Source organism: Rhodoferax sp. (genome assembly GCF_034520025.1).
In the GTDB taxonomy this organism is placed as follows: Bacteria; Pseudomonadota; Gammaproteobacteria; order Burkholderiales; family Burkholderiaceae_C; genus Allorhodoferax.
Window position 1 is genome coordinate 1033794 of the sequence record NZ_JAXHNZ010000002.1, and the last position, 21825, is coordinate 1055618.

The window sequence follows — 21825 nt, forward strand, 5'->3', positions numbered from 1 at the left end:
ACCCTCATGAAAAAAATCACTCTCCTTTTGATAGCAGCTTGCGCAATCCTGCTGCTGGCTGCACCGCCTTTTCTTAAAAATTACGGCATCTACCTGCTGTCTTACTGGCTGGTGTTTGTCATCGCCACCATGGGCCTGAACCTCACCGTGGGTTACGCCGGACAAAAGTCGCTGGGCCACGCGGCTTTCTTCGGCATAGGCGCCTACACCATCGCCATCCTGATGAAGGTCGGTTTCAGCTTTTGGCTGGGACTGCCGCTGGCCGCACTGATTTGCTTTTTTGTGGGCATTGCCTTGGGCTTTCCGGCACTACGGGTGCAGACCATTTACCTCGCGTTTGCCACCCTAGGTTTCAACACGGCCGTCTGGCTGGTGATGCGCAACGAGGAATGGTTGACCGGCGGCACCTTTGGCATTAACAACATTGCCCGTCCTTCACTTTTCGGCTATTCCTTGGAAGGTAACCTCGCGTACTACTACTTTGTGCTGGGCACCGCCGTCATTCTGGGCGCGTTGCAATGGGGCCTGTTGCGCAGCCCTTGGGGCAAGGCCTTTACGGCCCTGCGTGACAACCCGATCCGCGCAGAAAGCCTGGGCATCAACACCCGCAGCTACACGCTGCTGAGCTTTGCCATCGGTGCAGTCTATGCAGGCATTGCCGGTGCCTTGTTCGCCTCTTTGGTCCAGTTCATCGAACCGGCGCCTTTCACCGTCGGTGCGTCCATCATGATGTATTTGATGGTCGTGGTCGGCGGCCCGGGCTACTTCCTGGGCCCGCTGCTGGGCTCTGCGGTGGGCGTGATCCTGCCGGAGTGGCTGCGCTTTGCGCAGGCCTGGTACCTGTTTGTCTTCGGCGGTGCTGTGGTGTTGCTGATGATCTGGCTGCCAGACGGACTGCTGAGCATTCCCGACCGCATCAAGGCCAAACGCCAGGCCCGTGAAGCCAGCGCTGCTCGCGTTGCTGCCGCCCAACAACAGGGAGCCCGATGATGAGCCAGCCCGCTACACAACAACCCGTTCTCAAAGTTACCAATATCAAAAAGGCCTACGGCGCCATTCAGGCCGTCGGAGGTGTGTCCTTCGAAGTTATGCCCGGTGAGATCTTCGGCGTCATCGGCCCGAACGGTTCAGGCAAGACCACCTTGTTCAACAGCATGCTGGGCCAGATCACGCCTGACGAGGGCAAGATCGAACTCAACGGCGAGGACGTGACCCAAGCAGGTCCGCTGGAGCTCAACCGGCGTGGTGTGGGCCGCACCTTTCAGACCCTGCAGGTCTTCGGCAAGATGACCGTGCGCGACAACCTGATCGTGGCCGCACAGGAGCACCAAGGCTCCATGCTGAGCCGCATGTTTGCCCCGTCCGACTCCGGATTGGGCGCCAAGGCCGATACACTGATCGACCAGTTCCGCATCCGCCATGTGGCCGACAAAAAGGCGGGCGAGCTCTCCTACGGCCAGCAGAAGCTGGTGGACATTGCCATGGCCTTCATGAGCGAACCCGATCTGGTGCTACTGGACGAACCTTGCGCAGGCGTGAACCCCAGCCTGGTGGGTGGCATCAGCACCCTGCTCAAAGAACTCAACCAGAACCCGAGGTTCGGCAAAAAGAGTTCCTTTGTGGTGATTGAGCACAACATGGACTTTGTGATGGATCTGTGCCACCGCATCATGGTGATGGTGGAAGGTCAGGTGCTGGCCATCGGTACTCCGGAAGAGATCCGCAATAACAAGCAGGTGCTGGACGCCTACCTGGGGAGCTGAAACATGAGCGCAGACACCTGCATTGAATTCAAAGACGTGGTGGCCGGCTACAAGGATTTCATGATCCTGAACAACCTGTCGTTCAAGGCCAAGCGCGGCACCATCACCCTGCTGCTCGGGCCCAACGGCGCGGGCAAATCCACCGTGCTGAAAACCCTGTTCGGCCTGCTCAAACCCCGCCAGGGCGAGATATTGCTCGACGGCGTGAGCGTGGCAGGCGCAACCCAAAAACAACTGCTTGCACAAGGCATTGCCTTTGTGCCGCAGGGGCGCAACCTGTTCGGGCAGCTCAGTGTGTTTGAGAACCTGGAGCTGGGCGGCATCACCCTGGGCATGAAGACCACGCATGAGCGCATCCCGGAAGTACTGGAGTTCTTTCCCCGTGTGAGCCAGCGCCTGCATTCACCGGCCTCCGCACTCTCAGGCGGGGAGCAAAAGCAGCTGGAGATCGGCCGCGCCCTGCTTTTGCGGCCCAAGGTGATATTGATTGACGAGCCCTCTATAGGCCTGTCGCCCATCGTCGTGGCAGACGTATTCAAGCTCTTGCGCAAGCTCGCCGATCAGGGCGCCACGGTGCTCATGGTGGAGCAGAACGTGAAGAGCGCGCTCAAAATCTCCGACGAGGCCATTGCCCTCGAATCCGGCCGCCTGGTGCTGCAAAAGCCCGCGTCCGAGCTCTTGGCCGACCCGAATATTGAGCGCCTGTTTTTGGGCGGTGCACACACCAGCGCAGCCACCGCAGCTGCGACAGCCGCCACCGCGTGACCCTCATTTTTACTGTTTGACGACCCGGAGAATCCATGGCCAATACCCTACGCCCCAGCGGCGCAGACCGCGAACAGATTGACGAAGGCCCCAACCCCTTGGGTCTGGAAGGCATTGAGTTCATTGAGTACGCCACCTCCAAACCGCAGGCGCTGGGCCAGGTGCTGGAGGCCATGGGCTTTCGCCCGATTGCCCGCCACCGCTCGCGCGAAGTGCTGCTCTACCGCCAGGGCGACATCAACGTCATCGTGAACGCCCACGGTCGCGGTGCTACGCTGACCGAAAAACCGGTGATTGCGGCCATTGCCTTGCGCGTGCAAGACGCATCTGCCGCCTACAAGCGCGCTCTCGCCCGCGGTGCGTGGGCGGTGCCAGTACAGGTCGAGGTGATGGAGTTGCACATTCCTGCCGTGCATGGCGTGGGCAACAGCCGCACTTACTTTGTGGACCGCCACCGCGAGTTCTCGATTTACGACGTGGACTTCACGCCTGTGCCCGCTGTCGACAAGAACCCGCCGGCCATCACCGGCCTGCACTTCTTCGGCGTGGTGCAGTACATCGGCAATGACCGCAGCGACGACTGGACCGAGTTCTACAGCGCCCTCTTCGGCTTCACCGCCCTGGAGCCCGAGACGCGCTTCGGCATCCTGCCCAAGGGGCGCATTCTGCAAAGCCCGTGCAAGACCTTTTACCTGCAGCTCATCGAACCCGAGCCAGGTGTGTTGGATGTAGAAGACGACGAATGCTTCCAGCGTGTAGGCCTGGGCACGCCGGATGTGCAGGCCACCGTGGCGGCCTTGCGCCAGCGCGGAGTGGACTTTGTGCCCAGCAAAGACCCGGCGCAGGACAGCAAGGGCGCACTCACCCGCCCCACCATGGGCAACGCCATGTTTGAGCTGGTTCACCACGTCCGGGGCTGAATACCATGAGCCAATTCGACGGCAAATTTGACGACTTCGGGATGGACACCATCACGCTGGCCGGGCCCCTGAAGGCCAAGCTGGAGGCCATGAAGGCGGCCGGCTTTACCCAAGTAATGCTGCTGGCCCGCGATCTGGTCGGCCACCCCGATGGCTGGCGCGCAGCGGTGCAAGAGGTCAAAGACAGTGGCTTGCGCGTGACCGGTTTTCAGGTGCTGCGTGACTTTGAAGGTTTGTCAGGCCACCTGCACGATTACAAGGTCGACATTGCCAAAAGCATGATGGAAATGTGCGCGGCTTTGGACTGCCGCGTCATGCTGGCCTGCTCCAGCACCTCCACCCACGCCACCGGTGACACGGACAAGCTGGTGCAGGACCTGCGCAAGCTGGCCATGCTGGCGATTCCGATGAACATCAAAATCGCGTTCGAAGCCCTGTCCTGGGGCCGCAACGTGAACGAGTTCCCCCAGGCGTGGGACCTCATTACCCAGGCCGACATGCCCAACCTAGGCTTGGGCTTTGACTCCTTCCACCTGTTTGCCACCAAGACCCCACTGGACGAGCTGGAGATCCTGGACCCCAGCAAGATCTTTCTGGTGCAGCTGGCGGACTTCATGTGGAACGAAATCAAAACGGTCGAGGAGCGCATCACCACGGCACGCACCTTCCGCGTGTTTCCCGGCGAAGGCGTGCACAGTGAGGCACTCGCCGAGCTGGTGCTCAAACTGCACCAGCTGGGATACCGCGGCGACTACAGCTTTGAGGTGTTCAACGACGACTACCAGCAAATGCCACTGGAAACGGTGGCCGCCCGCGCACGCCGAGCAGCCCTGTGGCTGGGCGAAGATGTGCTGCGCCGCTCGGTGCCGCTGCCTAACCAGATGCGGCTACGCCAGGCTATGCACAGTCACCCACGCTAGAGACAGGCCCTCGCATGAGCAGTGTGCTGGACGATTTTTTGTATGCGCCCGAGGTGCTGGAGTCCTTCGGGGCTCAGCGTTTTGTCGCCGCCATGTTGCGGGTGGAAGCCGCACTCGCCCAAGCCCAGGCGGAGCACGGCGTGATACCTGCGGACGCGGCGGTATCCATCGTGGACACCTGCAAGGTCGAGCTGTTTGACGCCGCCCGCATCGTGCGCGACAGCGCCAGCTGCGGCAGTTTGGCGGTTCCTTTGATCAAGAGCCTGCGCGATACGGTCGGGCTCTTCAACCCGGCGGCGGTTGCGTTTGTGCACTACGGGTGCACCAAACAAGACCTGATCGACACCACCATGGCGCTGATCACTCAGCAGGTGTTGGCAGTCACCCGTGGCTATGTGGAAACTTGCATGGCGGCGCTGGCGCAACAGCCTGAACTGGCCGTCACCCTAGCGCCCTTGCGCCGCGCACTCCAACGCCTGGATGCCAGCTCAGCCGCTGCGCTGGCAGTGCAACTGGGCGGCACCTTGAGCGCCCGGCCCGTGCACGGCCCTGCGGTGCAAGCGGCGCTGGCCCGGCACCTCAAATTGTCTATCCCTGATGCACCTTGGGATACCCAGCGCGACGCATGGGTGGCTTTAGGCTGCGATGTGGCTCTGTTGATCGGTAGCCTAGGCACGCTGGCAAGCGCAATGGTGCAGCGTGCGCCCAACACAGAGCCCTGCGCCGGGAGCTTGACCGCTCTGGCCATGGCGCGCCGCAGCCCGCAGCGGGTAGCGGGCTTGCTGAGCTCCATGCCCCATGCCTTCGAGCGCACCCTGGGCTTCTGGCAATCTGATCAAAGCGACTGGACCCAGTTGCTGATGTCGGCGCACGCCAGCGCCTGGGGCTTGGCCAAATCGCTACAAAAAACATAGCAATCCGCACAAATAGATCGTGGGCAAACGGCCCGATTCGCAACAAAAGACCTGCAAGCGAGCGTAGTCCATCAAGGCCCTTGGTGTGTGAACCTCAGGCCCTCGCGGCGGTGCCTACAACTGCCGGCAATGGCGGCATCGCAGCGCAAGCGGTTGCTACAAATTCCCTTAACAATCGCAAACCCGGGGTGAGCTGGCGCCGGTCGGGCAGGACCATGTAAACCGGCACCGGCTCGGTGTCCCAGTCGGTGCACAGCATCACCAAACGGCCCTCGGTCACGTCGTGGGCTACATCCAGCCAGGCTTTGTAGGCTACGCCCCGGCCGGCCACCGCCCAACGGCGCACCACATCCCCATCGTTACCGACATGCCCGCCTTGCACCCGCACCGTCAGGGCCTCACCGGCCCGGCGAAAGGTCCAGCGGTCATTCACATCCTCCCCCAACATGAAACACAGGCAGTCATGCCCGGCCAGGTCGTGGGGCGCAAGGGGCGTGGGGTGCTGCGCCAAATATGCGGGGGAAGCCACCAGCACCCGCCGGTTGTGGGGCGCCACTGGCAGGGCCACCAGATTCGAGTCCTGCGGCTTGCCGTAGCGGAAAGCGGCGTCCACCGGTTCGCTGAACATATTGGCCATGCGGTCTGACAGGGTGAGCCGGTAGCGCAGCTGCGGGTGCAGCGACTGAAAGTCATCCAGCCACGGCAACAGCAGGTTGCGCCCCATGTCGGACGAGGCCGCCAGGCGCAACACGCCTTGCACCTCGTGGCGGCCGGTGCCGAGTGCACGCACCCCTTCGCTCAGGGTGCTGAGGGCCAGCCGCGCGTGTTCCAGAAAAGCCGCGCCCTCCGGGGTCAGCCGCAGGCTGCGGGTCGAGCGCACCAGGAGCGGCACCTGCAGCTCGGTCTCCAGCCGCTTAAGGGCGGCACTGGCTGCCGCCGGGGTCATGTCCAGGGCCCGGGCTGTGGCCGAGAGACTGCCGGTTTCCACCGTTCTCACAAAGATATCGAGGGCTTGAAGCGCTTTCATTTTCAAATTTTATTTGAAGCTTAATTCAAAACAAGGCCTATTTTTCTTTGTAGGTAATAGAAAGAAGATGCAGGCCTTGCAGTTATTTCTTTGAGAGCCCGCCATGAAAGCTATTGGATACATCCAGCCCCACCCTCTTTCTGCCTCCACCGGCCTACAAGACATCACCCTGCCAGACCCGGTGGCACTGGGTCATGACCTGTTGGTAGACGTGCAGGCCGTGTCGGTCAACCCGGTCGACACCAAGTTGCGCAAAAGCGCTTCCCCTGCAGAGGGCGAGACCTATAAGGTGCTGGGCTTCGATGCCAGCGGTATCGTGCGAGCGGTCGGCCCCGATGTGACTCTGTTCCAACCCGGCGACCGGGTGTACTACGCAGGCGCCATTCAGCGCGCAGGTACCAACAGCACCCTGCACTTGGTGGATGAGCGCATCGTGGGCCATATGCCCACCAGCCTCGACTTTGCACAGGCTGCGGCGTTACCCCTGACCAGCATCACGGCATGGGAGCTGCTGTTTGACCGTATTGGGGTTCAGCCCGGTAAAAAACCGGTCGGTAAAAGTGTGTTGGTCATCGGCGCAGCCGGTGGTGTCGGTTCTGTTTTGGTGCAACTGACACGCCGCTTGACCAGCCTCACCATCATCGGCACCGCCTCGCGCCCCGAGACCCAAGAGTGGGTTCGCACCTTGGGCGCCCACCATGTGATTGACCACAGCCAGCCCATGGCTCCCCAGTTGGCGGCCCTTGGTTTGCCGCAGGTAGACATCGTCCTGGGCCTGACCCACACCGCACAACACCTCGCCCAGATCGTGGAGATATTGGCCCCCCAGGGTCAATTCGGCTTGATCGACGACCTGCCCGCGCTGGACATCATGCCCTTCAAGCGCAAAGCAGCCTCGGTGCATTGGGAGCTGATGTTCACCCGACCCTTGTTCGCAACCCCCGACATGATTGCCCAACACCACCTGCTCAATGAGGTGGCCCAGCTGGTTGATGCCGGCCTGTTGCGCACCACCTTGGCAGAGCACTATGGCGCCATCAATGCGGCCAACCTGCAGCGCGCGCACGCCTTTATTGAATCTGGTGCTGCCCGGGGCAAGGTAGTACTGGAGGGCTGGAACTAAGCCCTCCACCGGCCCGCTCCTAAAACAAGAGCTATCAGCCCGCATTTAGTGTGGGCTGGTGGCTCTTTTTACATCTAACTGGCGCTGCTCACGACCTCGTTGGCGCTACGGAAAGCCTCCACAGCGGTCGGGACGCCGCAATAGATGGCGGCGTGGAGCAATACCTCTTGGATTTCCTGTGCGGTAGCACCATTATTCAGAGCCCCACATACATGGCCCTTGAGCTCATTTTGTTTGCCCAGCGCGGTCAGCATGGCCACCGTAATCAGACTGCGGGTCTTGAGATCCAAACCCGGACGCTGCCACACGTCGCCCCAGGCAGCACGGCTGATGTGGTCTTGCATCGGTGCGGTGAAGGGCGTGGTGTTGGCTAAGGCCGCATCCACAAAGGCGTCCCCCATCACCTGCCTGCGGGTGGCAAGGCCTTGGGTGTAAGCATCGGTGTCGGCATCTGTGTCGGCCAAACAAGAAGCTGTGGGAATCGGCTCAGTCATCAGGAGCTCCCGAGGATAAAAGCCGGATGTTAGCCCGCGTGCCACTGGCCGAGTTGCGATAGCAAAGCAACCAGCCCCATGCCGTTGATCACAATGCCCAAGGTGGTTTTCATTTCTTTCATGATGCAGTTCTCCTGAAGGGTGCTTGCGAGACAGTTCGCAGTAGGATGAATACTAAAAACTGATCGCACTTATGTAAATTCAATTAGCTGAATTGCATCGATAGTTTTTATAAAACTCAGAACATTCCACCCCGACCCGACGGAGACCCTATGCAACCCAGCCCCCGCTACCCCTTGCCCGACCTCAACACCCTGCCCGACGACCTGAAGGCCAAGATACTCGAGGTTCAGGAAAAGTCCGGCTTTGTGCCGAATGTGTTTCTGGCCTTCGCCCGCCGCCCTGCCGAATGGCGTGCCTTTTTCGCCTACCACGACGCACTCATGCTGCGCGAGGGCTCTAGCCTGACCAAGGGCGAGCGCGAGATGATCATCACCGCCACCAGTGCCGCCAACCAATGCCTGTACTGCGTGGTGGCACACGGCGCGATTTTGCGGATTTACGAGAAAAAGCCGCTGGTGGCAGACCAGGTAGCCATCAATTACCGCAAGGCCGACATCACCCCGCGCCAACGCGCCATGCTCGACTTTGCGATGCAGGTCTGCCTGCAAAGCCATACCGTGGAAGACGCCGACTTTGCCACCCTGCACGCCCACGGTTTTGACGACGAAGACATCTGGGATATTGCCGGCATTACCGCTTTCTTCGGCCTTTCTAACCGCATGGCGAATGTGACCGGCATGCTGCCCAACCCCGAGTTCTACCTGCTGGGCCGGGTCCCTAAAACTAAATAGCCACTCGCCACACCCGCCATGACACACCACCCCCACCGCACTTTCAGCCTTGCCGTGACGGCGCTTTGTGCAGCGCTGCTGTCGGCGTGTGCCGTGTCGCCGCCGCCAACGGCACCGTCCGCGCTACCACCCCAGCCCGAAGCCGCAAGCGGCAGCACCGCCAAACCCGGCTGGGCGACCCGCCGCTATGCGGTAGCTGCGGCCAACCCGCTAGCCACCGATGCCGGACGCCAGGTGTTGGCAGCGGGCGGTAGCGCCGTCGATGCGGCGATTGCAGTGCAAATGGTGCTGAGCCTGGTTGAGCCGCAAAGCAGCGGCATTGGCGGGGGTGCTTTTCTGCTGCACTTCAATGGCACCACCACCCAGGCGTTTGACGGCCGCGAAACCGCGCCCGCAGCTGCTAGGCCGGCCCTATTTCTGAATGCATCAGGCCAAGCCATGAAGTTTGCCGATGCGGTAGTGGGCGGCCGCTCGGTGGGTGTGCCGGGCGCGGTCGCCATGTTGGCGCAGGCACATGCCCTGCACGGCAAACTGCCGTGGGCTCAGTTGTTTCAACCCGCTATCAACCTGGCCAACCAGGGTTTTGCTATCAGCCCGCGCATGGCCGCACTGCTGGCGGCAGATCCGCACCTGAAAAAAGACCCGGTAGCCGCTGCCTACTTTTATGACGCAGCAGGCAAGCCTTGGCCAGTCGGCCATGTGCTGCGCAACCCAGAACTCGCAGCGGTGTTGCAAGGCATAGCCACCCGCGGCCCCTCTGCCCTGCTGCGGGGGGAGGTCGGTGAAGCCATCGCCCGCAAAGTGCAAGGCCACCCCACCAACCCGGGCAGCCTGAGCACCCGCGACCTGGCGACCTACCGCCCGCTGGTGCGCGAACCGCTGTGCTTTGACTACGACACGGCACCCCGCCCGGTGCGCATTTGCGGCATGCCGCCGCCAAGCTCAGGGGCGATTGCCATTGGTCAAATTCTGCGCATGCTGGACCACACCCCCGCCCGCAGCCTGCCCCTGGTGCAAGGCCAACCCGGTGCCGACTGGTTGCACCTGTACACCGAGGCATCGCGCTTGGCGTTTGCAGACCGGGGCCAGTACCTCGGTGATCCGGCTTTTGTGCGGGCACCCGCGGGCAACTGGTACAGCTTGCTGGCACCGGACTACCTGCGCAGCCGTGCCGCGCAGATCGACAGCAGCCCCAGCGGGCAGAGCCTTCAGTTTGCCTTGCCGGGCCAGCCCGGCGGCACGCCACTGAGCTACGCGCCCATGCCTGACCAATTGGAGTACGGCACCTCGCACATCTCGGTGGTCGATCCCTATGGCAATGCGGTTGCCATGACCACCACGATTGAAGATGCCTGGGGCTCACGCCAGATGGTGAACCGGGGAGCCGGTCTCGCTGGCGGCTTTTTGCTCAATAACCAGCTCACCGATTTCAGCTTCAGCCCCACGGGGGGCGACGGCAGGCCGGTGGCCAACCGCGTAGAGCCGGGCAAGCGACCGCGCTCCAGCATGTCGCCCACGCTAGTCTTTGACAAGGCTACCGGCCAGCTGCTCATCAGTGGCGGCAGCCCGGGCGGCGCGCTCATCATTCACTTCACCGCAAAAACCCTCTATGGCATGTTGCACTGGGGCCTGAATGCGCAACAAGCGATCGACCTGCCCAACTTCGGCTCCCTGAATGGCCCTACCCTGTTGGAGGCGGGGCGCTTCAGCCCAGCGGTGGTGCAGGCACTGAAAAGCAGGGGCCACACCGTCGTGGAGGTTCCGATGGCCAGCGGCCTGCAAGCCATCGCGCGCACCCCCACGGGTTTCTTTGGGGGTGCGGATCCACGGCGAGAAGGTGTGGTGCTGGGTGATTGAATTTTTATTAAGGCATCAAATCGGCCTCCAGCCCTCTTAGAACCTGCGCAAGCAGCTCCTTATTTGATAGCAAATACTTTGCGCTAGCACAGCTGGGCTGCTCCAGCGATCGGCGCAGGCTGCCTACAATTGCCCCATGGCCATCCCCCAAAGCTTCATCCAGGAACTCATCGCGCGCACCGATGTGGTGGAGATCGTGGGCCGCTATGTGCAGCTCAAAAAGGGCGGGGCCAACTTCATGGGCTTGTGCCCGTTTCACGGGGAAAAGTCGCCCTCGTTCTCGGTGAGCCCCGCCAAACAGTTCTACCACTGCTTTGGCTGCGGCAAAAACGGTAACGCCATCAGCTTCTTGATGGACCACGCTGGCATGACATTCATCGAGGCCGTCAAAGACCTCGCCGGCCAATATGGCATGGTCATCCCCGAGGAAGAAGGTAGCCCCCAGGACAAAGCCCGCGCCCAAGCGCAGCGCGAGAAGCAAAACACCCTCACCAGCGTGCTTGAAAAAGCCGGCGAGGCTTACAAACGCGGACTCAAGGAGTCGCAACGCGCCATTCAGTATTTCAAAGGCCGCGGTCTGTCGGGCGAAATTGCCAAGCAATTCGGCCTGGGCTATGCCCCCGAGGGCTGGCGCAGCCTGGCCAGCATCTTCCCGCAGTACGATGACCCCTTGCTCGTCGAGAGCGGCTTGGTGATCCTGCACGAGGCCGAAAACGGGGGCGAAGAAAAGCGCTACGACCGGTTCCGCGACCGGGTGATGTTCCCGATTCGCAACATCAAGGGCGAGTGCATCGGCTTTGGTGGTCGGGTGCTGGGCGATGAAAAGCCCAAGTACCTCAACTCGCCGGAAACCCCGGTATTCAGCAAGGGGCGTGAGCTCTACGGCCTGTTTGAAGCCCGCAGCTCCCTGCGTGAGCATGGCTATGCGCTGGTGACCGAGGGCTATATGGACGTGGTGGCGCTGGCCCAGCTGGGCTTCCCCAACGCGGTGGCCACGCTGGGCACGGCCAGCACCAACGAGCATGTGCAAAAGCTGTTCCGCTTTACCGATGCGGTGGTCTTCAGCTTTGACGGCGATGCCGCCGGCCGCCGCGCGGCCCGCAAGGCGCTGGACGGCGCCCTGCCCTTTGCCACCGATGTGCGCAGCATCAAGTTTTTGTTTCTGCCCGCTGAGCACGACCCCGACAGCTTTATCCGCTCCTACGGCAAAGACGCCTTTGCCGACTATGTCAGCAAGGCCACGCCACTCAGCCGTTTTTTGATCGAAGCGGCGCAAGACGGCTGCGACCTCAGCTCCGCCGAGGGGCGGGCCCGCATGTCCAGCCAAGCCAAGCCCTTATGGAGCCAGTTGCCCGACGGTGCCCTCAAGCTGCAACTGCTGAGCGAAATCGCCCAGCTGGTGCAACTCCCCTCCGCCGAGCTCGGCAGTCTGTGGTCAGGCGCCGGCACCAAACCTGCAGCTGAAGCACCGCGCCGTAAGCGCGAAGCGGCGCCGGCCTCTGCGCCGAGCTTTGGCGATGGCATGGGCGACATTCCCTATTTCGATGACGACGAGCCTGCCGGATTCTCGGAACCGTGGGTGCCGCAAGAGGAGTGGAAAAAGAAGACCGAATGGAAGAAAGAGGGCTGGACGCCGCGCGGCAAAGGCGACGGCAAGTGGGAAGGTAAATGGCCAGGCAAAGGCGGCAAGTTCGGCAACCGTGAGGCTCGCCCCAGCGGCCCGCTGGCCAAACTCGATAGCCGTCCGGACCTTGCCGCCCGCATTTTGCTCAACCACAGTGAGCTCTGGGACATTCTCTCCAGCGAAGACCACGGCCTTTTGTGCGAACTGCCTGCCCCCCACGGCGAGCTGTTTACCTGGCTCGAGAGCCAGTTGCATGAGCATGGCCCGGTCTCGCGCGGCACCTTGAAAGAAGAAATTGTGGGTCACCCGGCAGAAGACTTGGTGCAGCGGCTCACCGCTGGCCCGGTGCTGGCGAGTGAGCCCCTGCGCGAATCCGGCCCCGAGTTGCGCGACTTGCTCAACCGGATGCTGCTAGACCGTATCGACGCACGGATGCGCGTGCTGGCGACCGACTCTGCTAACTTGGCCGAACTGCGGGTGCTGATGGACCGTAAAAAAGAACTGGGCAAATTGCTGGCAGCCAGCTCAATAGACGCCTGATGCCTGAACCCGGGCCACGGTGGCACACGGGCCTGCACCCCTCTGCTGTTTTCAGGCTAAGTTCGCCCGGCAAGTCATGGGCTTGTCAATAGCAACTATAATATCCGATCAGTTCGGCAAGAGCGACAGCAGCACCTCCGGGTCAGGCCACCGTGAATAGTTCATCACAACAGGCCACCTTACCGCAAGGACTGCATTCCAAATGATCGCCCTCCCATCTTGCCAATGGGGAATCTGATTCCCTGCCTAGCCACTACATCGCGTTTTGAGCGCAGCGTAGCCGGCACCTGTTCTATCGTTTGTTAGTTTTTTGTTGTCCCGAGGTTTCTGCATGCCCGCTTCAAAATCCGCCAAGCCTGTTCAGCCTGCCAGCAAGGCCGTTGCCAAAACCGAAAAGAAAGCACCCTCCGTGTCCGCACCCAAATCCAAAGCCACCCTGTTAAAAGAAGCCGCTGACGCGCTTTTGGCCGCTGCTGAAGCTCCTGCGAAAAAGAAAGCGGGTCGCCCCGCCAAGGCCGCAGCTGACGAATCTGCTGCTCCCGCCAAAGCCACCACCGGCGCCAAGCGCGGTCGCAAGCCCAAGGCTGCAGCTGCCGAATCCAGCGGCGATGACATGGATATGTCGGATATTGAAGCGGACTTGGTCGGCGAGCCCGAAGCCGCGGCAACCACGACGGCCACCGGCGAAAAGGTCAAGCCCCTGCGCATGAAGATCAGCAAGGCGAAAGAACGCGCCTTGATGAAAGAGTTCGGCCTGGACGAAACTGTGCTGTCCGAAGAAGACATGGCCAAGCGCCGCGCGCGCCTGAAGGCCCTGATCACGCTGGGCAAGACCCGCGGCTACCTGACCCACGGCGAAATCTCCGACCACTTGCCCGACAAGCTGGTCGACGCGGAAACTCTGGAAGTCGTGATCTCCATGTTGAACGACATGGGCGTGGCGGTGTACGAACAAACCCCTGACGCAGAAACCCTGCTGCTGAACAACAACGTGTCCACCGCGGCCACTGTGGAAGAAGCGGAAGAAGAAGCCGAAGCTGCTTTGTCCACCGTGGACTCGGAATTCGGCCGCACCACCGACCCGGTCCGCATGTACATGCGTGAAATGGGCACGGTCGAGTTGCTGACCCGCGAAGGCGAAATTGAAATTGCCAAGCGCATCGAAGGCGGCTTGATGGACATGATGGAGGCGATCTCCGCATCGCCCGCCACCATCGCCGAAATCCTGCGCCTCGGTGAAGATATCCGCGAGGGCAAAGTCGTCATCACCACCATCGTGGACGGCTTTTCCAACCCCAACGAGGCCGACGACTATGTGGCCGAAGAAGACTTCGACGAATTCGACGAAGCCGATGATGACGACGGCAAGGGCGGCTCCAAGGCGCTGACCAAGAAGCTGGAAGAGCTGAAAAAGCAAGCTCTCGAGCGCTTCGACAAAATGCGCGAGCTGTTCGAGAAGGTGCACAAGGTCTACGACAAGGAAGGCTACGGCACTCCTGCGTATGTGAAAGCGCAAAAGGCCCTCAGCGACGAGCTGATGACCATCCGCTTCACCGCCAAGGCGATCGAAAAGCTCTGCGACATGGTGCGCGCCCAGGTGGATGACGTGCGCAAGAAGGAACGCGAACTGCGCCGCATCATCGTGGACAAGTGCGGCTACCCGCAAGAACAGTTCATCGCGGAATTCAGCGGTCGCGACAAGGCCGGCAACAAGGCGGTCTCCAACCTGCTGAACCTGAAGTGGATTGAAAAGCAAGCCGCCTCCGGCAAGAGCTGGGCCGCTGTCATGGGCCGCAACATTCCGCCGGTGCAGGATTTGCAGCAAAAGCTGATCGACCTGCAGGCGCAGGTAGTGGTGCCTTTGGAGCAACTCAAAGACATCAACAAGCGCATGAATGCCGGCGAGTACGCCTCCCGCGCCGCCAAGAAAGAAATGATCGAGGCCAACTTGCGCTTGGTGATTTCGATCGCCAAGAAGTACACCAACCGCGGCCTGCAGTTCCTGGACCTGATCCAGGAAGGCAACATCGGTTTGATGAAAGCGGTGGACAAGTTTGAATACCGCCGCGGCTACAAGTTCTCGACCTACGCCACTTGGTGGATCCGTCAGGCGATTACCCGCTCGATCGCGGACCAGGCCCGCACCATCCGTATCCCGGTGCACATGATCGAAACCATCAACAAGATGAACCGGATCAGCCGCCAACACTTGCAAGAGTTTGGTTTTGAGCCGGATGCGTCTGTCTTGGCTGAGAAGATGGAGATCCCGGAAGACAAGATCCGCAAGATCATGAAGATCGCCAAAGAGCCGATCTCCATGGAAACACCGATCGGCGACGACGACGACAGCCACTTGGGCGACTTCATCGAAGACGGCGCCAACACCGCCCCTATGGAAGCAGCGATGCAGGCCGGTCTGCGCGATGTGGTCAAGGACATTCTCGACAGCCTCACCCCGCGCGAAGCCAAGGTGCTGCGTATGCGTTTCGGTATCGAAATGACATCCGACCACACCCTGGAAGAAGTGGGCAAGCAGTTCGACGTGACCCGCGAACGCATCCGCCAGATCGAAGCCAAAGCCCTGCGCAAGCTCAAGCACCCCAGCCGCTCGGACAAGCTGCGCAGCTTCACAGACACACTGTAAAGCCCGCCGGCTTCACTTCAAGCCATTTAGCGCCCCAGCCCACATGCAATGTGCGCGGGGCGCTATTTTTTTGATAGCATTATTTCCCAACAACCGATCAAGAACATCGCTTTGTCATTCGTATGGCTCACGACCTCTCCTACCAACTCGCTGGCGTGATGGGTTGGCCCGTCGCGCACTCGCGCTCCCCGGTCATCCATAACCATTGGATTGCCGAACATGGCCTGCGCGGCGCGTATGTCCTGCTACCTGTGCAGCCCGCCCGCCTGGAGCAAGCGCTGCGCGCCCTGCCCGTTCTCGGAATTGCCGGCTGCAACCTGACCATTCCGCACAAAGTCGATGCGATGTCCATCGTGGACCATGTGGATGCACTGGGCCAGCGTATCGGCGCAGTGAATACGATTGTGGTGAATGCCGATGGCTCGTTGAGCGGTCGTAACACCGATGCCTTCGGCTTTATCCAAAGTCTTTACGAGGCGGATAGCGCGTGGCAACCTGCCAGCGGGCCGGTTTGTGTGGTTGGGGCCGGCGGTGCGGCGCGTGCCGTTGTGGTGGGCCTGCTGGATGCAGGCGTCCCGCAAATCCGGCTCACCAACCGCAGCGATGGCAAAGCCACCGAGATGGCCGGTGAATTCGGTGACAAGGTCAAGGCAGTCGCCTGGTCAGAAAGGCACGCCTGCCTGGAAGGCTGTACGCTACTGGTCAACACCACCAACCAAGGCATGCACGGCCAGCTTGCACTGGACCTGCAACTGGACGCACTCCCCGTCACAGCACTGGTGTCGGATATTGTGTATGTCCCGATGGAAACGCCCTTGCTGACCGCGGCGGCGGCGCGGGGGAACCCCACCGTCAATGGGCTCGGCATGCTGCTGCATCAAGCCCGCCCGGCGTTTGAGGCATGGTTTGGAACCATGCCCTCCATCAGTCCGGAACTGCTGCAAAAGATCAAAGCGACCTTCTGAAGGTTGCAGGCGTCCGAACGGGGGCGGCTTTTAGCCGCCTGCCTTGGCGCTACGTTCGCCCACGAAACGGAACGCAAACAGCAAGGCTTCTTCAAGAGACAGGTCGATCGCCTGGCGCTCTTGTTCCGTTAAATAAAACATCAAATCCACGTCGTGGCGGACATAGCGCGCCGGCAAGCGGTTCAGCGCAACGCACGCCACATCGCCCAACATATCGTTGTTGAAAGCCGGAAACTCGGCAGCCCGGCGGACGACCTCCTCAAAAACCAGGCGCTCGTAGTAGTTATGGACCAGCTCAAAGTTGAAAGCCATGTGAAAAAACCTCCGGATCATGAATCACCGCACCTTAGCATCGTGGGCACGTAGTGGCAAGCCGGACACATAGGTATACGTTTGTAAGTACGGCGCCCTGTTTACCTGCGCCAACAGCTATGAAACTTGTAGCAAGCAGAAAACTGCGCTATAGTTTCTGCTCGTTTTAGGAATCCGGCCGCATGGCCGGCCCACCATCAAGATACATAAAAAGGGCAAGGTAATGAGTGCAAAAGAAACGGTCGCAGTGGGCCAATTGTTGGAACTCTTGGAATCCCGTTATGCGATACGCGTTTTGTGGGCCCTTCGCGATGGCCACGCACAAACCTTCCGTTTGCTGCAAGACAGCGTCGGCGGCATCACCCCCAACACCCTGAATACCCGGATCAAAGAATTGCGCGAAGCCGGCCTCCTGACCCACGGTACCGACGGCTATGTAGTGACATCCGCAGGTGCAGATTTGCTCAAGCGCTTGGGCGACTTGCAGGCGTTTGCCGTGAAGTGGTCTACCGCTCAGGCAAAAAAGGCGAAGTAAACCGCTGTCGGCCGTTTAACGGCTTGAACCCTGTAGACAGGCCTTGGCCTGTCTTTTTTTTGGGTCGGGCATAATTTATGGTTTTTCCGGCCGCCAACACCCAGTGCGTTTGCGCGACCTGCTCCTGTTTTTATAGCAAAAGGATTTGAATATGCCTACTACCGCCAGCGGACTCCAGTTTGAAGACACGATTGAAGGCACCGGCGACGAAGCCAAAAAAGGCCAAAGCGTCACCGTCCATTACACAGGCTGGCTCTACAACGATGGCGTGCAAGGCGCCAAGTTCGACTCCAGCAAAGACCGCAACGATCCGTTTGTGTTCCATTTGGGCGCCGGCATGGTGATCCGCGGTTGGGATGAAGGCGTGGCCGGCATGAAGGTCGGCGGTGCCCGCACCCTGATCATCCCTGCAGCACTGGGCTACGGCTCCCGCGGTGCGGGTGGCGTGATCCCCCCCAATGCGACCCTGAAGTTCGACGTGGAATTGCTGGGTGTGCGCGGCTAATTCCGCAGCCTCTCCGTGATACACCTTCCGGATGACCGCACGGCATCCGGAAACTCCCTCTTGAAACAAGGTTATGCGTCGCCATGTAGGGCGTAATCGCATTCAACCGGATTGAACAGCATGTCTGATACCCCAAGCCCATCCAGCCCCAACCCGGCCGCTGACGCGGCACAAAGCCCCGAAGAAATTCTCGCAGCGGCCGCTGCGAACGATGGAGACGCCTTGGCCCAAGCCCAAGCAGAGCTTGCCACGCTGAAAGCCAAAAGCAGTGAATTGGCTGACCAATTCTTGCGCGCCAAAGCCGAAGCCGAAAACGCCCGCCGCCGCGCTGAAGACGAAGTCTCTAAGGCCCGCAAGTTTGCGGTGGAAAGCTTTGCCGAGAGCATGCTGCCCGTGGCAGACAGCCTGGAGGCCGGTCTGGTGATCAAAGACGCCACCCCCGAACAAATCCGCGAAGGCGCCCAAGCCACCCTGCGCCAATTGACAGCTGCACTGGAGCGCAACAAGGTAATCGCCATCGCACCGGCTGCCGGCACCAAATTCGATCCGCATCATCACCAAGCCATCAGCGTGGTGCCTTCCGAGCAGGAAGCCAACACCGTGGTCAATGTGCTGCAAAAGGGCTACTCCATTGCTGATCGCGTGCTGCGCCCTGCTCTGGTCACCGTATCTGCACCGAAGTAAGCGCAACAGAACAGCACCAGCCGCTGGCACACATCGTATTTTTTGAGCATGTAGGCACTTGAAACGTTTTGAGTAGCCCACACCTCATCCACATCAGAATTTTAGAGTTTTAGGAGTACACCATGGGAAGAATCATCGGCATTGACTTGGGAACCACCAACAGCTGCGTCGCTGTGATGGAAGGCAACACCCCAAAAGTGATCGAAAACGCGGAAGGCGCACGCACCACCCCGTCCATCATTGCGTACCAGGAAGACGGCGAAGTGTTGGTGGGCGCATCCGCCAAGCGCCAATCGGTGACCAACCCCAAGAACACGCTTTACGCAGTGAAGCGCCTGATCGGCCGCAAGTTCACTGAAAAAGAAGTCCAGAAAGACATCGACCTGATGCCCTACACCATTGCCGCTGCCGACAACGGCGACGCATGGGTGGAAGTGCGTGGCAACCGCATGGCGCCGCAGCAGGTCAGCGCCGACATTCTGCGCAAGATGAAGAAGACCGCCGAAGACTACCTCGGCGAAGAAGTGACCGAGGCCGTGATCACCGTGCCCGCCTACTTCAACGATGCTCAGCGCCAAGCCACCAAAGACGCTGGCCGCATTGCCGGTCTGGATGTCAAGCGCATCATCAACGAACCTACCGCGGCTGCCTTGGCATTCGGTATGGACAAGAACGAAAAGGGCGACCGCAAGATCGCTGTTTACGACTTGGGTGGTGGCACCTTTGACGTGTCCATCATCGAAATCGCTGACGTCGATGGCGAAAAGCAATTCGAAGTGTTGTCCACCAACGGCGACACTTTCCTGGGCGGTGAAGACTTTGACCAACGCGTGATCGACTTCATCATCACCGAGTTCAAGAAAGAGCAAGGCGTCGACCTGTCCAAGGACGTTCTGGCCCTGCAACGCTTGAAGGAAGCTGCTGAAAAGGCCAAGATCGAACTGTCCAGCAGCTCGCAAACCGACATCAACCTGCCTTACATCACGGCAGATGCGTCCGGCCCTAAGCACTTAAACATCAAGCTGACCCGCGCCAAGCTGGAGTCGCTGGTGGATGAGTTGATCGAGCGCACCATTGCCCCTATCCGTACCGCCCTGAAAGATGCCGGCGTGTCGGCCTCCGACATCCACGACGTGATTCTGGTTGGCGGTATGACCCGCATGCCCAAGGTGCAAGAGAAGGTCAAAGAATTGTTCGGCAAAGAGCCACGCAAGGACGTGAACCCTGACGAAGCCGTGGCCGTGGGCGCCGCGATTCAAGGCCAGGTGTTGTCGGGCGACCGCAAGGACGTGTTGTTGTTGGACGTGACTCCCCTGTCCCTGGGTATTGAAACCCTGGGCGGAGTCATGACCAAGATGATCACCAAGAACACCACCATCCCTACCAAGTTCGCGCAGACCTTCTCTACCGCAGAAGACAACCAGCCTGCCGTGACCATCAAGGTGTTCCAGGGTGAGCGCGAAATCGCAGCCGTGAACAAGATGCTGGGTGAATTCAACCTCGAAGGCATTCCACCCGCAGCGCGCGGCACACCCCAGATCGAAGTGTCGTTTGACATTGACGCCAACGGCATCTTGCATGTGGGCGCCAAGGACAAAGGCACTGGCAAAGAAAACAAGATCACCATCAAGGCCAACTCCGGCTTGTCGGAAGACGAAATCCAGCAAATGGTGAAAGACGCTGAGCTGAATGCCGCTGACGACAAGAAGAAGCTGGAATTGGTGCAGGCCCGTAACGAAGCCGAAGCCAACGCCCACAGCGTCAAGAAGAGCCTGACCGAGTACGGCGATAAGCTGGACGCTGGCGAAAAGGAAAAGATCGAAGCGGCCATCAAGGACGTGGAAGACAGCCTGAAGTCTGACGATAAAGACGCGATCAAGGCCAAGAGCGAAGCCCTGATGGCCGCCAGCCAGAAGCTGGGCGAGAAGATGTACGCTGACATGCAAGCCAAGCAAGCCGCTGAAGGCGGTGAGCAGCCTGCTGGTGCAGAGCAAAGCGCACAGGGCTCCAGGCCAGCGGACGATGACAACATCGTGGACGCTGAAGTCAAAGAAGTCAAAAAAGGCTAAGCTGGCACACTAGCGCAGCACAAAGATGCCGCGTTGAACGCCACTTGGGGTTCAACGCGGCTTTTCTGTTGTTTACAGGCAAAAGAGACACATGGCCAAACGCGACTATTACGAAGTTCTGGGCGTCAGCAAGACCGCTACGGAAGAAGAGATCAAAAAGGCCTATCGCAAATTGGCGATGAAGCACCACCCTGACCGCAATCAGGGTGATGCCGCCAAAGCGGCAGAAGAAAAGTTCAAGGAAGGCAAAGAAGCCTACGAGATGCTTTCCGATGCCCAGAAGCGTGCGGCCTATGACCAGTACGGTCACGCTGGCGTGGACCCCAACCGGGGTGGCGGCGGTGGCGAGGGCTATGGCGGCTTTGCCGAAGCTTTCGGCGACATCTTCGGCGACATGTTCGGCCAGCAGCGCGGCGGTGCACGCGGCGGACGTCAGGTCTACCGTGGCAGCGATTTGAGCTACGCCATGGAAGTCACCCTGGAAGAAGCGGCACGCGGCAAAGACGCGCAGATCCGCATCCCCAGCTGGGACAACTGCGACACCTGCAAAGGCAGCGGCGCCAAACCCGGCACCCAAGTCAAAACCTGCGGCACCTGTAATGGAGCGGGCACGGTGCAGATGCGCCAGGGCTTCTTCAGCGTCCAGCAGACCTGCCCCACCTGCCGCGGCAATGGCAAGGTCATCCCAGACCCCTGCAATGCCTGCAGCGGTCAAGGCAAGATCAAGCGCCAGAAAACCCTGGAAGTCAAAATCCCGGCGGGTATCGACGGCGGCATGCGCATCCGCAGCGCCGGCAATGGCGAGCCCGGCTCCAATGGCGGCCCACCCGGCGACCTGTACATCGAAATCCGCCTCAAGAAGCACGACATCTTTGAGCGAGATGGCGATGACATCCATTGCTCGGTACCTATCAGCTTCATCACAGCGGCACTGGGTGGCGAGATTGATGTGCCGACGCTGGCTGGCAAAGCGGCGATCGACATTCCTGAAGGTACCCAGACCGGCAAGCAGTTCCGCTTGCGCGGCAAGGGCATCAAGGGCGTGCGCTCCAGCTACCCCGGCGACCTGTATTGCCACATCACGGTGGAGACACCGGTCAAGCTCACAGAGCACCAGCGTAAGCTGCTCAAGGAGCTGGATGAGTCGTTTAAAAAAGGCGGCAGCAAGCACTCGCCAACCGGCGACCGCTGGACAGATCGCCTGAAGAGCTTCTTTAGCTGATCAGCCATGCCCTAAGGGGCTGCCACCAGCCCGACCAAGCCGCCACGATCGCCCCGCGATCCGGCGGCTTTTTTACGCGTGTTGGTGC

The 21825-nt window shown here is 60.4% G+C and carries 20 protein-coding genes; 17 read left to right on the forward strand and 3 right to left on the reverse strand.

Features of this window, described 5'->3' with window-relative positions:
- The first annotated feature begins 6 nt into the window (after positions 1-6).
- From U5L73_RS13210 to U5L73_RS13235, 6 genes are read left to right on the forward strand one after another with little or no spacing between them, the layout of a single operon-like run.
- Entirely contained in the window at positions 7-990 is a 984-nt protein-coding gene (locus tag U5L73_RS13210) for a branched-chain amino acid ABC transporter permease (protein WP_322562776.1), read from the forward strand.
- The gene (locus U5L73_RS13215) at positions 990-1763 is read left to right on the forward strand and encodes an ABC transporter ATP-binding protein (protein WP_322562777.1); all 774 of its coding nucleotides are present in this window, start codon (positions 990-992) and stop codon (positions 1761-1763) included. The genes U5L73_RS13210 and U5L73_RS13215 overlap by 1 nt, the downstream gene beginning before the upstream one ends.
- A 3-nt stretch (positions 1764-1766) precedes the next feature.
- Positions 1767-2528, forward strand: a complete 762-nt coding sequence (locus tag U5L73_RS13220) for an ABC transporter ATP-binding protein (RefSeq protein ID WP_322562778.1) — start codon at positions 1767-1769, stop codon at positions 2526-2528.
- A gap of 35 nt (positions 2529-2563) precedes the next feature.
- Complete coding sequence (locus tag U5L73_RS13225; protein ID WP_322562779.1) at positions 2564-3448, forward strand: 4-hydroxyphenylpyruvate dioxygenase; 885 nt, start codon at positions 2564-2566, stop codon at positions 3446-3448.
- Between the two features lie 5 nt (positions 3449-3453).
- Entirely contained in the window at positions 3454-4368 is a 915-nt protein-coding gene (locus U5L73_RS13230) for a sugar phosphate isomerase/epimerase family protein (protein WP_322562780.1), read from the forward strand.
- Between the two features lie 14 nt (positions 4369-4382).
- Positions 4383-5282: a 3-carboxy-cis,cis-muconate cycloisomerase gene (locus U5L73_RS13235; protein WP_322562781.1), complete on the forward strand. Its 900-nt coding sequence runs from the start codon at positions 4383-4385 to the stop codon at positions 5280-5282.
- Between the two features lie 94 nt (positions 5283-5376).
- Here U5L73_RS13235 and U5L73_RS13240 read toward each other — a convergent pair whose 3' ends face one another.
- Positions 5377-6309 (reverse strand): LysR family transcriptional regulator, encoded by a 933-nt coding sequence (locus U5L73_RS13240; protein WP_322562782.1) that lies wholly within the window; start codon positions 6307-6309, stop codon positions 5377-5379.
- A 103-nt stretch (positions 6310-6412) separates the two neighbouring features.
- Here U5L73_RS13240 and U5L73_RS13245 point away from each other — a divergent pair, with 103 nt between their 5' ends.
- Positions 6413-7432: a zinc-binding alcohol dehydrogenase family protein gene (locus tag U5L73_RS13245; RefSeq protein ID WP_322562783.1), complete on the forward strand. Its 1020-nt coding sequence runs from the start codon at positions 6413-6415 to the stop codon at positions 7430-7432.
- Positions 7433-7506: 74 nt separating this feature from the next.
- Here the strand turns inward: U5L73_RS13245 and pcaC are convergent, their stop codons facing one another.
- Positions 7507-7926, reverse strand: a complete 420-nt coding sequence (gene pcaC, locus U5L73_RS13250; RefSeq protein WP_322562784.1) for a 4-carboxymuconolactone decarboxylase — start codon at positions 7924-7926, stop codon at positions 7507-7509.
- A 272-nt stretch (positions 7927-8198) separates the two neighbouring features.
- Here pcaC and U5L73_RS13255 point away from each other — a divergent pair, with 272 nt between their 5' ends.
- The 5 genes from U5L73_RS13255 (at position 8199) to U5L73_RS13275 (ending at position 16410) form a co-directional block, all read left to right on the forward strand.
- Positions 8199-8780, forward strand: coding sequence for a peroxidase-related enzyme (locus tag U5L73_RS13255; RefSeq protein WP_322562785.1), 582 nt, complete (start codon positions 8199-8201; stop codon positions 8778-8780).
- 18 nt (positions 8781-8798) lie between these two features.
- Positions 8799-10637: a gamma-glutamyltransferase family protein gene (locus U5L73_RS13260; protein ID WP_322562786.1), complete on the forward strand. Its 1839-nt coding sequence runs from the start codon at positions 8799-8801 to the stop codon at positions 10635-10637.
- Between the two features lie 136 nt (positions 10638-10773).
- The gene (gene dnaG / locus U5L73_RS13265) at positions 10774-12801 is read left to right on the forward strand and encodes a DNA primase (RefSeq protein WP_322562787.1); all 2028 of its coding nucleotides are present in this window, start codon (positions 10774-10776) and stop codon (positions 12799-12801) included.
- A gap of 331 nt (positions 12802-13132) precedes the next feature.
- Positions 13133-15445, forward strand: a complete 2313-nt coding sequence (gene rpoD, locus U5L73_RS13270) for an RNA polymerase sigma factor RpoD (protein WP_313880270.1) — start codon at positions 13133-13135, stop codon at positions 15443-15445.
- 122 nt (positions 15446-15567) lie between these two features.
- Positions 15568-16410, forward strand: a complete 843-nt coding sequence (locus U5L73_RS13275) for a shikimate dehydrogenase (protein WP_322562788.1) — start codon at positions 15568-15570, stop codon at positions 16408-16410.
- Between the two features lie 30 nt (positions 16411-16440).
- Here U5L73_RS13275 and U5L73_RS13280 read toward each other — a convergent pair whose 3' ends face one another.
- Entirely contained in the window at positions 16441-16722 is a 282-nt protein-coding gene (locus tag U5L73_RS13280; RefSeq protein ID WP_313880268.1) for a late competence development ComFB family protein, read from the reverse strand.
- A 223-nt stretch (positions 16723-16945) separates the two neighbouring features.
- On the opposite strand from U5L73_RS13280, the gene U5L73_RS13285 reads away from it, so the two are divergent.
- The 5 genes from U5L73_RS13285 to dnaJ all read left to right on the forward strand — a co-directional run bounded on the left by U5L73_RS13285 (position 16946) and on the right by dnaJ (position 21737).
- Positions 16946-17257, forward strand: coding sequence for a winged helix-turn-helix transcriptional regulator (locus U5L73_RS13285; protein ID WP_313873421.1), 312 nt, complete (start codon positions 16946-16948; stop codon positions 17255-17257).
- A gap of 151 nt (positions 17258-17408) precedes the next feature.
- Positions 17409-17762: an FKBP-type peptidyl-prolyl cis-trans isomerase gene (locus U5L73_RS13290; RefSeq protein ID WP_416221313.1), complete on the forward strand. Its 354-nt coding sequence runs from the start codon at positions 17409-17411 to the stop codon at positions 17760-17762.
- A gap of 120 nt (positions 17763-17882) precedes the next feature.
- A complete protein-coding gene (gene grpE / locus U5L73_RS13295) occupies positions 17883-18446 on the forward strand; it encodes a nucleotide exchange factor GrpE (RefSeq protein ID WP_322562789.1) in 564 nt (187 codons plus the stop codon).
- Positions 18447-18568: 122 nt separating this feature from the next.
- On the forward strand, positions 18569-20515 hold the full coding sequence (gene dnaK / locus U5L73_RS13300; RefSeq protein WP_322562790.1) for a molecular chaperone DnaK: 1947 nt from the start codon (positions 18569-18571) through the stop codon (positions 20513-20515).
- A 91-nt stretch (positions 20516-20606) separates the two neighbouring features.
- Entirely contained in the window at positions 20607-21737 is a 1131-nt protein-coding gene (gene dnaJ / locus U5L73_RS13305) for a molecular chaperone DnaJ (protein ID WP_322562791.1), read from the forward strand.
- Positions 21738-21825: the final 88 nt, after the last annotated feature.

Bases quoted from the DNA above. Each gene is read 5' to 3' on its own strand.
- U5L73_RS13210 (WP_322562776.1), top strand. From the start codon at position 7: ATGAAAAAAATCACTCTCCTTTTGATAGCAGCTTGCGCAATCCTGCTG.
- U5L73_RS13215 (WP_322562777.1), top strand. From the start codon at position 990: ATGAGCCAGCCCGCTACACAACAACCCGTTCTCAAAGTTACCAATATC.
- U5L73_RS13220 (WP_322562778.1), top strand. From the start codon at position 1,767: ATGAGCGCAGACACCTGCATTGAATTCAAAGACGTGGTGGCCGGCTAC.
- U5L73_RS13225 (WP_322562779.1), top strand. From the start codon at position 2,564: ATGGCCAATACCCTACGCCCCAGCGGCGCAGACCGCGAACAGATTGAC.
- U5L73_RS13230 (WP_322562780.1), top strand. From the start codon at position 3,454: ATGAGCCAATTCGACGGCAAATTTGACGACTTCGGGATGGACACCATC.
- U5L73_RS13235 (WP_322562781.1), top strand. From the start codon at position 4,383: ATGAGCAGTGTGCTGGACGATTTTTTGTATGCGCCCGAGGTGCTGGAG.
- U5L73_RS13240 (WP_322562782.1), bottom strand. From the start codon at position 6,309: ATGAAAGCGCTTCAAGCCCTCGATATCTTTGTGAGAACGGTGGAAACC.
- U5L73_RS13245 (WP_322562783.1), top strand. From the start codon at position 6,413: ATGAAAGCTATTGGATACATCCAGCCCCACCCTCTTTCTGCCTCCACC.
- pcaC (WP_322562784.1), bottom strand. From the start codon at position 7,926: ATGACTGAGCCGATTCCCACAGCTTCTTGTTTGGCCGACACAGATGCC.
- U5L73_RS13255 (WP_322562785.1), top strand. From the start codon at position 8,199: ATGCAACCCAGCCCCCGCTACCCCTTGCCCGACCTCAACACCCTGCCC.
- U5L73_RS13260 (WP_322562786.1), top strand. From the start codon at position 8,799: ATGACACACCACCCCCACCGCACTTTCAGCCTTGCCGTGACGGCGCTT.
- dnaG (WP_322562787.1), top strand. From the start codon at position 10,774: ATGGCCATCCCCCAAAGCTTCATCCAGGAACTCATCGCGCGCACCGAT.
- rpoD (WP_313880270.1), top strand. From the start codon at position 13,133: ATGCCCGCTTCAAAATCCGCCAAGCCTGTTCAGCCTGCCAGCAAGGCC.
- U5L73_RS13275 (WP_322562788.1), top strand. From the start codon at position 15,568: ATGGCTCACGACCTCTCCTACCAACTCGCTGGCGTGATGGGTTGGCCC.
- U5L73_RS13280 (WP_313880268.1), bottom strand. From the start codon at position 16,722: ATGGCTTTCAACTTTGAGCTGGTCCATAACTACTACGAGCGCCTGGTT.
- U5L73_RS13285 (WP_313873421.1), top strand. From the start codon at position 16,946: ATGAGTGCAAAAGAAACGGTCGCAGTGGGCCAATTGTTGGAACTCTTG.
- U5L73_RS13290 (WP_416221313.1), top strand. From the start codon at position 17,409: ATGCCTACTACCGCCAGCGGACTCCAGTTTGAAGACACGATTGAAGGC.
- grpE (WP_322562789.1), top strand. From the start codon at position 17,883: ATGTCTGATACCCCAAGCCCATCCAGCCCCAACCCGGCCGCTGACGCG.
- dnaK (WP_322562790.1), top strand. From the start codon at position 18,569: ATGGGAAGAATCATCGGCATTGACTTGGGAACCACCAACAGCTGCGTC.
- dnaJ (WP_322562791.1), top strand. From the start codon at position 20,607: ATGGCCAAACGCGACTATTACGAAGTTCTGGGCGTCAGCAAGACCGCT.